Raw genomic sequence first — 13,234 nt, 5'->3', positions numbered from 1 at the left:
AAAAAAAGGCACTTTTCAGTGCCTTTTTTCATGTCTAGTATCTAGTAATTGCTTACTTACACACTAAACAGCGCTATAAACCTAACGCACTTAAATCAATAAACTTTGATAAGTCACGTTTTTTAATTGCCGGCATATATGGGATTTCGCCCATCTTTTTACCTGGCAGATTGTGCTCTAGCATTTTAATAATATCAGCGTAGTTTTCTGTGCCTGGATTAATACGATTAGCAACCCAACCAACCAACTCTAAACCATCATTTTTAATCGCTTCTGCAGTAAGCATTGCATGGCTTAAACAACCCAGTTTTACACCCACAACCAAGATAACAGGCAGCTTTTCACGCTTCACCCAACTTGATAGAAAATCGGTATGAGAAATCGGCACACGCCAGCCACCAGCACCTTCGATAAGTACGGCTTCTGATTTACTTTTAAGATGCTCTAAGCCTGCGCTTAATACATCAAAATCTATCACTTGCCCTTCTTGCTCTGCCGCAAGGTGGGGAGAAATGGCGGCTTCGAATGCGTATGGATTAACTTCTTGATAGTCCAGTTCAACCACTGAAGCATCTTGAATATACAATGCGTCTGAATTACGCATCCCTTCATCTGTTGGTGTGCTATCTGATGCCACAGGCTTATAACCCGCCATCTTAATATTCGCGCTACCAGCTGCGTGTAAAATTGCGCGAGAGGCTACAGTTTTACCGACTTCGGTATCTGTACCTGTAAGAAAGAAAGCGTTAGTCATTTATTATTACTCCAAAACAGACTTGATATGTAGCAGGCAGTTGACCATTCTCATCTCGAAACTCATTGTAGGCGCTCTCTAATGCCATGATCGTTTTACGACCGGCCAAGCCTGCTTTGCGCCCTTGTGGTAAATGAGTCGCCCCTATCCCTTTTAGGTCCTTCATGAGTCCAACTGCCGCTGGATAATTCACTCTAATTGGTTTGAAGTCTAGGGTATCGATTGCCCCTCCCGCTTGCGCCAGCGCAAGTTTTATCGCCTTTTGCGAAAGAAAATGATTCACATGTTGATATCGATCAACCTCTTGCCATGCCTGTGAAAGCTCAAATAACGAACCCTCTACTAAAGTGGTAAACATAATTCGTCCACCTGGCTTCACCACACGACGCAACTCTTTCAATGGTACAGACAGGTCATCACACCACTGTAAGGCAAGGCTACTGAAAGCAACATCAAACTGATTATCTGCAATTGGTAAGTTTTCAGCATCAGCTTCTAAATAGGTAACACTATCGCCACAACGAGACTTTGCCTGTGCTAGCATTTCTATCGATAAATCAGCGGCAGAAACATCATAACCACGTTGCATTAATTGTTCTGAAAAGTACCCCGTGCCGCACCCTAAATCTAATACGCGAGTACCTGTGGGAATAACGGCAGGTAAACGCTCAAGCAACTGATGACCAACAATGCGCTGAAAAGCAGCCGCTTTATCGTAATGCTTAGCTGCACGGCCAAATGCTTCTGCCACGGCTTGTTTATCAATTCGAGGAATGTTGTTTGTTTTTAATTCTGCTTTGTCATGGGTGACAGCATTAACTTTATTCATCATTAATCACCTCATTTAACGTTGTTGCTAATCGTTTAATATCTTGTTCTGTGTGTGCGGCTGTTAACGTTATTCTTAAACGCGCACTATTTACGGGTACGGTTGGTGGTCTAATTGCACTTACCCATAAACCTTTCGCTTTTAATGCATTGGAAACCGATAACGCTTTATGACTATCGCCAATAATTAAGGGTTTGATAGGCGTGTGTGTATCAACCAGTTGTATTGAATTCTCGACATTTTCAAAGAGTAAGTGCCCTAAATCGTGCAATTTTTCACGACGCCAATCATCTGATTGAATAAGACGACAAGCCGCACTTAACGCGTGAGCTTGTGATGGAGGCATTGACGTCGAATAAATGAAATGACGCGCAAATTGAATTAAGTATTCAGCAGTATCGTTATTGCACATGACAGCAGCACCTGATAAGCCAAAGGCTTTACCAAATGTCACAATAAGTATGTCGGCTTTCACCCCTGCAAAGTCACAACTGCCTCGCCCTTTATCACCCAATACCCCACAGCCATGTGCATCATCAACCATTAACCACGCATCATGCTGGCTACATTGCTCAGAAATTGTAGCCAACGGTGATAGATCACCATCCATGCTAAAGACCCCTTCAGTAATCACTAATGGGTTAATAGACGGAGATTTATCATTGGTTTGATGAAGTAAGCGAGCCAATGCAGAGAGATCATTATGAGCGAATCGGCGCATGGTTGCAGGTGATAACATGCCAGCTTCCATCAATGATGCATGGTTCAATTTATCTTGAATTAATACATCATGCTTATCTGGAATCGTAAACAATACCGCTTGGTTCGCACTGAAACCGCTATTGAATAATAACGCGCGATCGTAACCCAGCCAGTCGGCAAGTTGATCTTCTAGTGTTTTGTGAGCAGAATGAAAACCCGTCACTAATGGTGATGCACCACTACCAGCACCGAATAGCGTTAACCCTTCTTGCCATGCCGATAGTATGGTGGGATCTTGTGCCAAGCCAAGGTAGTCATTACTCGAAAAGTTAAGTAATGATGCACCTTGATGGTAAACACTTTGCTCAGCACGAGACAAACAAGCACGCTGGCGATATAACCCTTGGGTTTCTCGTGCTTCCAGCGCGTGTTTTATTTTGTGGTTAAAACGACGATTAGACAGTGGCATCGTAGAATAAATCATCTTTACCTGGGCGCGCAGCAACACGTTGTGCAACCTGACCTAATAATTCATGCTCTTGCACTTCATCAGGTTTCGCTGCTTGCTCTTGGCGATTAATACCTAGCTTTGCAAACAACTGCATGTCTTTATCTTCACCTGGGTTAGGTGTTGTTAATAGCTTACAACCATAGAATACTGAGTTAGCACCCGCCATGAAACATAGCGTTTGCATCTGTTCATTCATGTCTTCACGCCCCGCAGACAAACGCACTGAAGACATTGGCATGATGATACGTGCCACCGCAATGATACGAATGAAATCAAACGGGTCGACATCCTCCACATTTTCCATTGGTGTGCCTTTTACTTTTACCAACATATTAATTGGCACACTTTCAGGGTGGGTTGGCAATGTTGCAAGCTCTACCAATAAACCAGCACGGTCGCGTGAACTTTCACCCATGCCGATAATACCGCCAGAACAAATTTTCATGCCTGCATCACGCACATGGCTTAATGTGTCTAAGCGATCTTGGTAAGTACGTGTTGTAATAACCTGACCGTAATATTCTGGCGACGTATCAAGGTTATGGTTGTAGTAATCTAAACCGGCACCCGCTAATTCATCGGCTTGACCACCCGTGATCATACCCAGTGTCATACACGTCTCAAGGCCTATATCTTTAACACCGCGGATCATATCCATTAAGTACGGCATATCGCGTTCTTTAGGGTTCTTCCAAGCAGCACCCATACAAAAACGCGTCGCACCCGATACTTTCGCTTTCTGCGCAGCATCCAGTACTTTTTCAACTTCTAATAAACGCTCACGCTCGACATCTGTACGATAGTGCGCACTTTGTGGGCAGTATTTACAATCTTCAGGGCATGCACCCGTTTTGATTGAAAGTAATGTACTCACCTGTACCTTGTTCGGTTCATGATATTGGCGATGTACTTGCTGGGCTTCAAATACAAGATCCATAAACGGCTTTTCGAATAAGGCTTGAACTTCCGTAACTGTCCAATCGTGACGTACTTCCACAGTATGTAACCTCTTTATAGTAATAATATTGTTGCTCTCACTAGAATCCTCTTTAAAAGAAAATATATGGAATCTAGCGGCTTTCTATACTTGGCTAGTCTACTGAGAGTTAGTAGACTGTCAACATACAATAGACATCAAGGTTTACATCTGTGCAAAAAACAACCAGCAAGATTGATTTGGAATTTGACCAACAGCATGTTTGGCACCCCTACACATCGACGATAAATCCATTACCTTGTTACCCGGTTGAAAGTGCCAATGGGGTATATCTCACGTTGGAAGATGGTCGTAAGCTTATCGATGGTATGTCTTCATGGTGGTCAACAATCCATGGCTATAATCACCCTGCTCTTAATCAGGCAGCAAAAAATCAAATCGATAAAATGTCACATGTCATGTTTGGTGGTATTACGCACGAACCTGCTGTCGAACTTTGCCGTAAACTGATCGCTATAACGCCTGAACCTTTACAGCATGTTTTCTTGGCTGACTCTGGTTCTGTTGCGGTTGAAGTCTCGTTAAAAATGGCATTGCAGTATTGGCATGCAAAAGGACAACCTCGCCCTAAATTCTTAACCGTTCGTCACGGTTACCATGGCGATACATTTGCTGCGATGTCGGTTACCGACCCTGATAATTCGATGCATAGCCTATACAAAGGCTTCTTACCTGAGCACATTTTTGCGGAATCATCAGAACGTGGTTTTTACGAAGAATGGTGTGAAAGTGACATTACCGACTTCAAAGAGAAGCTAAACAATAATAAAGAACAATTAGCCGCTGTGATTATTGAACCCATTGTTCAAGGTGCAGGAGGCATGCGTATTTACCACCCGATGTACCTCAAACGCATTCGTGAATTATGCGATGAACATGATGTTTTGTTAATTGCAGACGAAATTGCAACGGGCTTCGGTAGAACAGGAAAAATGTTTGCCTGTGAACATGCAGGAATTAGCCCTGATATTATGTGTGTCGGCAAAGCACTTACCGGTGGATATATGACATTGTCGGCTACGCTAGCAACCAAACATGTGGCTGACACGGTATGCAGTGGTGAAGCCGCTTGTTTTATGCACGGTCCCACATTCATGGGTAATCCGTTAGCCTGTGCCGTTGGCAATGCCAGCCTCGAAATTTTAATGCAAGGTAATTGGCAGCAACAAGTCTTAAGCATTGAACAACAATTATCAGAGCTATTGCCTGAAATTGGTCAACTTGATTGCGTTAAAGCCGTTAGATGGTTAGGCGCTATTGGCGTAGTTGAGCTATACGAACCTGTCAACATGGCTGAAATTCAAAAAAGTTTTGTCGACGCTGGGGTATGGATTCGCCCATTTGGCAAACTGATTTACATCATGCCCCCTTTTATTATTACGCCACAAGAGCTTAGCTGTCTCACTGTAGCAATAATGCGATCGTTAAAACCACAATAAATTCAGAGGCCGATTACTCTTTCGTATTATCGAAAAGCAGACAAATTCCTATATTTGTCTGCTTATACTGAATACTGATCGTTAAAGAAACATCATACGTAATATAGATATAACGACAGTAAGGGTGATCAATGATGCAACTGCCCCTTTTTCCTATGCAAATGTATTTGTTACCTGGTGGTATCAGTAAGCTTAGGATTTTCGAACCACGCTACATACGTTTGGTAAAGCTTGCGATGGCTTGCAATGACGGCTTTGGCTTGTGCATGAAAAATGATAAAACACTTTGTCACTTTGGTACTCGTGTCATCATTACAGATTTTGAAGCTCTTCCTGATGGGTTACTTGGTATCACTATCAAAGGTGTTGAAAAATTTATAATTAACGACCACTGGGAAGAAGAGGATGGTTTAATTGTCGGCGAGGTAACCATGTTAGAAAATTGGTCAAAATCCGACATTAAATTTGTTGACCGCGATATTGCTAATAGCTTAAAAACCCTTTTTAAGGAGTACCCTGAACATGGTGAGTACTATCAAGAACCTGATTTCAATGACATGACCTGGGTATGCCAGCGATGGTTAGAAATATTACCTCTCGAGACGAATCAAAAACAATGGTTCATGAGCAGAGTTGATAATCGTGCCGCTATGTCTTTTCTTCATACTGTGATTGAAGAAGAATTGAAAAAAAGATAAAACCTACTTTGTATTTGTATATTCAAATTAAAAACGCAGTGATTCACTGCGTTTTCTATTTTGAGTACAAACGCCTAACCATCAACTAACTTCATTAATAAGTGGCCGTCATACATTGCTTGTTTAACCAGAGCGGCACCAGGCATCGTCGCTTGTGTATAAAAACAACTTTCTTCAACAATTAAGTCACGATTATAAACAGGTAAAGATTGATTACGAATACACTCTAATATCGCGGGGTATAACACTTTTTTAGCACGATTAAATTCCCCTCCGATTAAGATTTTATCTGGATTAAACAAGTTCACCATAATCGCAATGGCTTGCCCAAGGTGATGACCAAGTTCAATAATAATCTGACGCGCTAACGTGTCTCCAGCAACTGCGGCATCACAAATACTTTCAATTGTGAGTGTTGTACCATGCAAACAAGAAGGGTGACCTTCTTTTAATCGCTGTTCAACTTGTTCCAAAATCGCTTTTAAGCTAGCGACGGTCTCTAAACAACCGTGATTGCCACAGAAGCAGCGTTTACCATAAGGCTTGATTTGAATGTGCCCTAACTCACCGACATTGCCCGTACTGCCTTGTAGTACTTTGTCATCCAAAATAATACCAGCACCAACACCATTATGAATTGAGACTAAAATGGAGTTAGCAACACCTCGGGAGTTACCAAATAGCTTCTCAGCCAGCGCCCAAGATCGGGTATCGTTACCAATAAATACAGGTAACCCCGTCGCTTCATGAATAGTCGGACCCAACGCCAGATTTTTCACATCGTAATGTGGCATCTGTAAAACAATGCCTTCTTGTGAATTCACCAAGCCAGGTAATGTTAAGGCTATCGCGGTTATTCGATCTAATTCGCTGACATGGTTAGCAAAAAAAATGTTAATTTCGCTAAGTAACTTATCAATAACCGCTTCTTGTTGTAATTCTTCAATGTCTTGGCGTTCTTCAACCAAGATATCGCCACCTAATTCATGTAAAGCAATGGTTAAATAACCACGCCCAAGCCGCATTGATAGAAACTGCCAACCTTCATTAGCAGGCAATAAACCTATCGCTGGACGACCACGGCTTAGGGGTTCTTGACACTGTGCTTCTTTAATTAAATGCGCATCTATCAACTCACGTGTAATCTTTGTAATACTTGCAGGTGCTAACAGACTTCGTTTAGATAATTCAATTCGCGAAATAGGCCCAAATAAATCAATAAGTTTGTACACGCTGCCTGCATTATTTCGTTTAATGTGGTCAATATGTCCAGGCTGAGCGACATACATGCCATTACTCCCATCTAAAAAGTAAAAAAATAGATACTATAAAAAATAAAAAATAACATTCTTTTTCGTTGCGAACTAATTTTTTTACTTTGCGAAGTAATTATGAAGCCTATTATTCTCAGTACGTGATACACGTCACGAGGAATGAGTAAGGACAAGCACTTTTTGTTCTGACATAATGCCCCGCTTGTGTTTTTTGCACATTTAATTTTGGAAATGAATTTTATATTTTTTGAATCAGAATTCCTCATCACAATTCTGATTCGCCATGAGGTTATGCGGTGTACAAGATAAATGAAGTCTTCGAGACAATTCAGGGTGAAGGTACTTTCACTGGTGTTCCTGCGATATTTGTTCGTTTACAGGTTTGCCCTGTTGGTTGCTCATGGTGTGATACCAAGCAAACATGGGATGCAGAGCCAACTGATTACGCATCGCTAAATGACATCATGGCAAAAAAAGGGGACTCCCCCCTTTGGACCAATATTGACGCCCAAGGTATTGTCGCTCTACTGCAAGATCAAGGCTACACAGCAAGGCACGTGGTTATTACTGGTGGCGAACCGTGTATTTATGATCTTGTGCCATTAACTGCAGCATTAGAAACTGCTGGGTTTAACTGCCAGATAGAAACCAGTGGTACATCTGAGATTTTAGCAACTGATAACACATGGGTGACGGTTTCCCCTAAAATCAATATGAAAGCGAAGCTGCCCGTTTTAGCTTCAGCACTTTCACGTGCAGATGAAATCAAGCACCCTGTTGGCACAAGTAAAGACATTGAACAGCTTGATGCACTTATTGACGGCGTAACATTAAAACAAAACGTGACCATCGCCCTGCAGCCGATCAGTCAGAAACCGAGAGCAACGGATTTATGTATCGAAACCTGCATTAAACGTAACTGGCGCTTGTCTATTCAGACACACAAATATTTAGCTATTGCTTAAATTCTGACGTTCATATTTTTACCTATAACGATTGTTAAATATGACAACTGTTGTGTATTAAGCAGTTATATATGAAGAAAAGCGGTGGCTCATCATGAGGCACCGTTTTTCTTTAAAAAACATCATAAGCCTAGATCGTAAACCCGCTTCTCATTACCTGTCTCACAATAATCTCAAATATTAGAATTCGTTCCATAGCCAAGATCGACTCTCTCCTTTTACACAAAATAATTCCCCTATATCTATACTCAGCAAAAATAAAGACACATAAAAATTTACCAATTAGGGAAGTCAGCATGCGCAATTATCTGAGTCTATTACTCTGTGCTGTGGCATTGGGTTTATTACAAGCCTGTGGCGGCGGAGGACCTGAAGATCCTGTTGCAGCAGCACCAGCGGCACAAGTGCCAATTTCAACCCGCTTCAATGTCAGTGTCGATGTACCGATTGGGGTTAACACAGCTTATCAATCAACGACTAGTATCATAAATAGTACCTATGCCGATGCACTCATCAATCTTAGTGAACGTAATTTTGCTATTGTTCTGATTGATGCTGAAGGTAAAATCTATCGACAAGCTGATATAACCCATTGGGAAGAAGACCCAGTAGGAACGTATATTATCGATGCCGATACGCTTACACGTTTTAATGCCGTTGTACTTGTTAGCCGTTTCAACACACCTGACTTTACCCTTGGTGAAGCACTGCCTGATAATGTCTTTGTTGCGCCACTTCTCTCTACCGATGTTGCTGTCACGCTTAGCTCAACACTTGCCTACTTCTCTGTTGCACAAAAAGTAGTTAATGATGAAGATTGGGGAATGTTTAGTGAGGTCGTTTCTAAACCTGGCTTTATCGAATTACGCACTGCCACAGAGATGTTTGATGAAATAGGTGCCGAACTCAATAATATTTTAGTTTCTCAAATTGGCTTAAGGGGAATAACCATTGAAGAGATGATGTCATTAACCCTTGTTAAAGCAATGACATCAGGCTTAATTGAACGTAAATATACTGAGCAAACTAGCGAAATCTCAGACGTAGAAGCGATTTTAACGGAAGGATTCTGGCAACTAAAGAGTCAAGCATCTAACGATGGTAATAACATCAATGCCGACCATACGTCTTACGACGGACAAGAGAGCATAACTGCTCAATATAAGTGGGATAGAAATGATGATGCAGACATCGCATTGAATGAATATTTCACCTACTTCAGCGGCACAACCGCATTCAGTGACAATGATATTACGGAACAAATTCTTACCACTGAAGGTTGGGTTGGGCTGTACGATTATTTACAAGTGCTGTTTATTACACCAAGAACCGCTATTTTGACCAATGCAGCACTCAATAACGATGATGATAAAGGGCTAACACTTGAAGTTAATGCTTACGCGTTAACTGATAAAAAAATGTATGATTATTTAGCGACAGAAGAGAATCACCGCCTGACTAAATACATAAAAGAAGATGGCGTGTTTGAAGAGGGTGCATACGGCTTTTATTTCACATGGAAACCTCAAACAGACCAACACCTATTATGTAATAACCGAAATGATGTGGCTGATTGCCGTATTGCACCCATCATCGCCCCACTTCTTTATTACACTGACCTTGACGATATCTTTACCAACGAGCCTAGCGAAACATTCTTAAACGTTAATGGCTTTAAGATCTCAGATAATATCGTGGCCGAATTTATTAGTAATAACTTCAATACCGTCTTTTACTGGTACAAGGTTGCAGGTGATAATTGGCAAGTTCAAGCCGAAGGTACATGGGGCTCAGTCAATACGTTTGGTAAAGAACTCATTCGCTTCGAGGTACCCAATCTTATTACCCAACTTGATACAAGTTATGACTTCAATACACGCCAACTGTTCTTAGTAAATGATAAAAATTACATCAATATCGGTGAAACACTGCTCGATGGTGAAAAATCTCATTTTTCAGGATTTAACGTTGCCGCTAAGGAACAAATTTTTGCTCTCACCTCACGCAGTAATCTTCCCGCTTTTGGTTTTTGTAATTATGGCAACACATCCAATGCGAATGAAGATAAATACCTTAATGCTGTGACTGAATGTGGTGGCGATGATCGTTTTAATACTCAAACCATTAGCGAGTTAATCGATCAACATATTGTTCAAATCACTCCTGACGGTAAAATAAATACCATCATCTTAAAAGAAAGTAATAATTGGGAGTATTACAAAAATAGCGTTAAGGAAGATATAACTAGAACATGGTCTTTAACAGACGATGGCTATTTACGTTTAGATTGGGTATCACCCGCCAATGATGAGAACTTCGATTACTGGGCAAGGACAAGCCGCGATCTAAACGACAAATTACATATGATAAAAACCTATTCAATTGACGATGACGGTGTCGGCTCACCCTCTGAAACGATTTATTCTAAAATCATAAAAGAGTACGCGCCCGATCAGCTTTTAGCTTGTGATACCAATGATTCTGGTTGGAGCTTTGACACCATTGCCCCTATCACCAAGCAATCACTGACTCAATACATCACGCAAACAGCAGCCTGCCTTGTTAGCTGGGATCAAAGAACCACTCGTTTTACAGAAAACATGTTGCTTAATGATGCTGGTGTTACCAGCGATGACCTTGCTTTAACGTTTGCTGGCGATACTTCACGATATTTAAAACTCACGGATAATTTTGATGGTGACTACTTCAAGGGTTCATACGGCGATACTGATGGCTGTGGTTTTAACTTCGAAATCAGGTGGCGGATTGAAGAAGATGGCACCCTTTATTATCAAGCACTTGATGGTTCAATGAATGAGCGTATTAAAATCACAGAATCTGATGGCCTGCGCTTTGCGATTAAAGCCTTTAATCACCAAACACGTTGGCAGAGTGATGAAGCCTTAATGTACACCACGCAAGAAGGTGAAATGTGGAGTGACATTATGACCTTAGTCCGCGCTGATGACATACCTGAAGCAGTCATCATTCCACCGCCTCCTCCACCTGAACCTGAAGTGCCAGTAGAAGGAGAAACACCGGTTGATCCACAAGCAGAACCAGAAGTCCCACCAGTACCTGCAAAAGGGACGATTTTGAATGACGGTCAAACCTGTGAATACCTTAACCAAGCCTAGGCCACTTAAATGATAATGATCAGGCAAGGATACTTGCCTGTTTTTTTTACCTATATTTATTTCGCGAGTCGTTGCACCTACCTAATTGGATGACGCCATCTTCAGCATCACCATTTCTGGTCAAATTACGCACAATAACCTCAACATTAAGAGATTCGTGCAATTATTAGGCAGCAATCATAGCGTCTAGAGCGATTACTTTCGCTATTTACGCTTTCAAGTGATAACAAAGCTTGATGCCTGACGTAAGAAAGGTAATATTGATTATTCGGAATGTATTTTAAAGCACGACTTATCTTTAATGATGAAGTATGAGTGCCTTAACGGAGAATATTTTAAACATGACTTACGCGCCTGTAACAGACGTACTAAGCGGAAAGCTAGCAGTAGACAGTGAAGTTACTGTTCGAGGCTGGATCCGTTCACGTCGTGATTCCAAAGCTGGGATCTCTTTTCTTGCCATTTATGACGGCTCTTGTTTCGACCCGATTCAGGCCGTGGTCCCGAATGAGTTAAATAATTATCAAGAAGAAGTCCTAAAACTAACTACTGGTTGCTCTGTTGAGGTAACGGGTAAAATTGTTGAGTCTCCAGCTAAAGGTCAAGATTTTGAGCTTGCTGCAACTGAAGTTAAAGTTGTAGGTTTAGTTGAAGACCCTGATACATACCCAATGGCGAAAACTCGCCACTCAATTGAATACCTTCGTGAAGTTGCGCACCTACGTCCGCGTACTAACATGATTGGTGCTGTAGCGCGTGTACGTAACTGTCTGTCTCAGGCAATTCACCGCTTCTACCACGAGCAAGGTTTCTTCTGGATGTCTGCTCCACTTATCACAGCGTCTGACTGTGAAGGTGCGGGCGAGATGTTCCGTGTATCAACACTTGATATGGCTAACGTTCCGATGACGGACGCTGGCGAAGTTGATTACGATAAAGACTTCTTCGGTAAAGAAACATTCCTGACAGTATCTGGTCAGTTGAACGCTGAAACTTATGCTTGTGCATTAAGCAAAGTATACACATTCGGCCCTACTTTCCGTGCTGAAAACTCAAACACCAGCCGCCACCTTGCGGAATTCTGGATGGTTGAACCTGAAGTTGCTTTCGCCGATCTTGATGACGCAGCGAAACTGGCTGAAGACATGCTTAAGTACGTATTCAAAGCCGTACTTGAAGAACGTCGTGATGACCTTGAGTTCTTTGCACAGCGTATCAACAAAGAAGCAATCACTCGTCTAGAGCAGTTTGTAACATCTGACTTTGCACAAGTTGATTACACTGATGCAATCCAGATCCTACAAGATTCTGGTCGTAAGTTTGAGTTTGATGTTGAATGGGGCATTGATATGTCTTCTGAACACGAACGCTACCTTGCAGAAGAGCACTTCAAAGCACCTGTAGTTGTTAAAAACTACCCGAAAGATATCAAAGCATTCTACATGCGTATGAATGACGACGGTAAAACGGTTGCTGCTATGGACGTTCTAGCACCAGGCATCGGTGAGATTATCGGTGGTTCTCAGCGTGAAGAGCGTTTAGAGCATCTCGATAAGCGTATTGCTGAAATGGGTATCGATGCAAGCCACATCGAATGGTACCGCGACCTACGTCGTTACGGTACAGTTCCTCACTCAGGCTTCGGTCTAGGTTTTGAGCGTTTGGTTACTTACGTTACTGGTATGCAAAACATCCGTGACGTAATTCCGTTCCCACGCGCACCACGTTCTGCAAACTTCTAATTTGAAATTGCAACTAACGTGAATTAAAAGGCTGCCTTCTGGTGGCCTTTTTTGTAGCTGTTGTCCCGTCCTGAAATGTGTTTACACATTTAGGACTTATTATGACTACATCAATCACCCCCTCCGTTAAACGTACTCAACGCGATTATACTTTGGGCTTTAAATTGCAGGTTGTAGCCGCCGTTG

General features: G+C 41.9%; 10 protein-coding genes. 5 read left to right on the top strand and 5 right to left on the bottom strand.

The window, feature by feature from the left end; translation table 11 throughout:
- Window positions 1-73 precede the first annotated feature (73 nt).
- From bioD to bioB, 4 genes are read right to left on the bottom strand one after another with little or no spacing between them, the layout of a single operon-like run.
- On the bottom strand, window positions 74-754 hold the full coding sequence (gene bioD / locus C9J12_RS20565) for a dethiobiotin synthase (protein WP_107244399.1): 681 nt from the start codon (window positions 752-754) through the stop codon (window positions 74-76).
- Window positions 747-1,586 carry a malonyl-ACP O-methyltransferase BioC gene (gene bioC, locus C9J12_RS20560; RefSeq protein WP_107244398.1) on the bottom strand — a complete coding sequence of 280 codons (840 nt, stop codon included), beginning with the start codon at window positions 1,584-1,586 and terminating at the stop codon, window positions 747-749. Before bioC ends, bioD begins: the two co-directional genes overlap by 8 nt.
- Window positions 1,576-2,754, bottom strand: a complete 1,179-nt coding sequence (gene bioF, locus C9J12_RS20555; protein WP_107244397.1) for an 8-amino-7-oxononanoate synthase — start codon at window positions 2,752-2,754, stop codon at window positions 1,576-1,578. Before bioF ends, bioC begins: the two co-directional genes overlap by 11 nt.
- A complete protein-coding gene (bioB, locus tag C9J12_RS20550) occupies window positions 2,741-3,793 on the bottom strand; it encodes a biotin synthase BioB (protein ID WP_107244396.1) in 1,053 nt (350 codons plus the stop codon). The genes bioF and bioB overlap by 14 nt, the downstream gene beginning before the upstream one ends.
- A 173-nt stretch (window positions 3,794-3,966) precedes the next feature.
- Here bioB and bioA point away from each other — a divergent pair, with 173 nt between their 5' ends.
- The gene (bioA, locus tag C9J12_RS20545) at window positions 3,967-5,232 is read left to right on the top strand and encodes an adenosylmethionine--8-amino-7-oxononanoate transaminase (protein ID WP_107244464.1); all 1,266 of its coding nucleotides are present in this window, start codon (window positions 3,967-3,969) and stop codon (window positions 5,230-5,232) included.
- 134 nt (window positions 5,233-5,366) lie between these two features.
- Window positions 5,367-5,930, top strand: a complete 564-nt coding sequence (locus C9J12_RS20540; protein ID WP_107244463.1) for an LON peptidase substrate-binding domain-containing protein — start codon at window positions 5,367-5,369, stop codon at window positions 5,928-5,930.
- 74 nt (window positions 5,931-6,004) lie between these two features.
- Here C9J12_RS20540 and mlc read toward each other — a convergent pair whose 3' ends face one another.
- The gene (gene mlc / locus C9J12_RS20535; RefSeq protein WP_107244395.1) at window positions 6,005-7,219 is read right to left on the bottom strand and encodes a sugar metabolism global transcriptional regulator Mlc; all 1,215 of its coding nucleotides are present in this window, start codon (window positions 7,217-7,219) and stop codon (window positions 6,005-6,007) included.
- 281 nt (window positions 7,220-7,500) lie between these two features.
- Here mlc and queE point away from each other — a divergent pair, with 281 nt between their 5' ends.
- The 3 genes from queE (at window position 7,501) to asnS (ending at window position 13,048) form a co-directional block, all read left to right on the top strand.
- Complete coding sequence (gene queE / locus C9J12_RS20530; protein WP_107244394.1) at window positions 7,501-8,169, top strand: 7-carboxy-7-deazaguanine synthase QueE; 669 nt, start codon at window positions 7,501-7,503, stop codon at window positions 8,167-8,169.
- A 296-nt stretch (window positions 8,170-8,465) separates the two neighbouring features.
- Window positions 8,466-11,306 carry a hydrogenase expression protein HypA gene (locus C9J12_RS20525; RefSeq protein WP_107244393.1) on the top strand — a complete coding sequence of 947 codons (2,841 nt, stop codon included), beginning with the start codon at window positions 8,466-8,468 and terminating at the stop codon, window positions 11,304-11,306.
- Window positions 11,307-11,647: 341 nt separating this feature from the next.
- A complete protein-coding gene (gene asnS, locus C9J12_RS20520) occupies window positions 11,648-13,048 on the top strand; it encodes an asparagine--tRNA ligase (protein WP_107244462.1) in 1,401 nt (466 codons plus the stop codon).
- The last annotated feature ends 186 nt before the right edge of the window (window positions 13,049-13,234 follow it).

The organism is Photobacterium frigidiphilum (genome assembly GCF_003025615.1).
Classification (GTDB): domain Bacteria; phylum Pseudomonadota; class Gammaproteobacteria; order Enterobacterales; family Vibrionaceae; genus Photobacterium; species Photobacterium frigidiphilum.
Note: the sequence above shows the minus strand (reverse complement) of the source record. Positions and strands in the feature narration are given on the sequence as shown.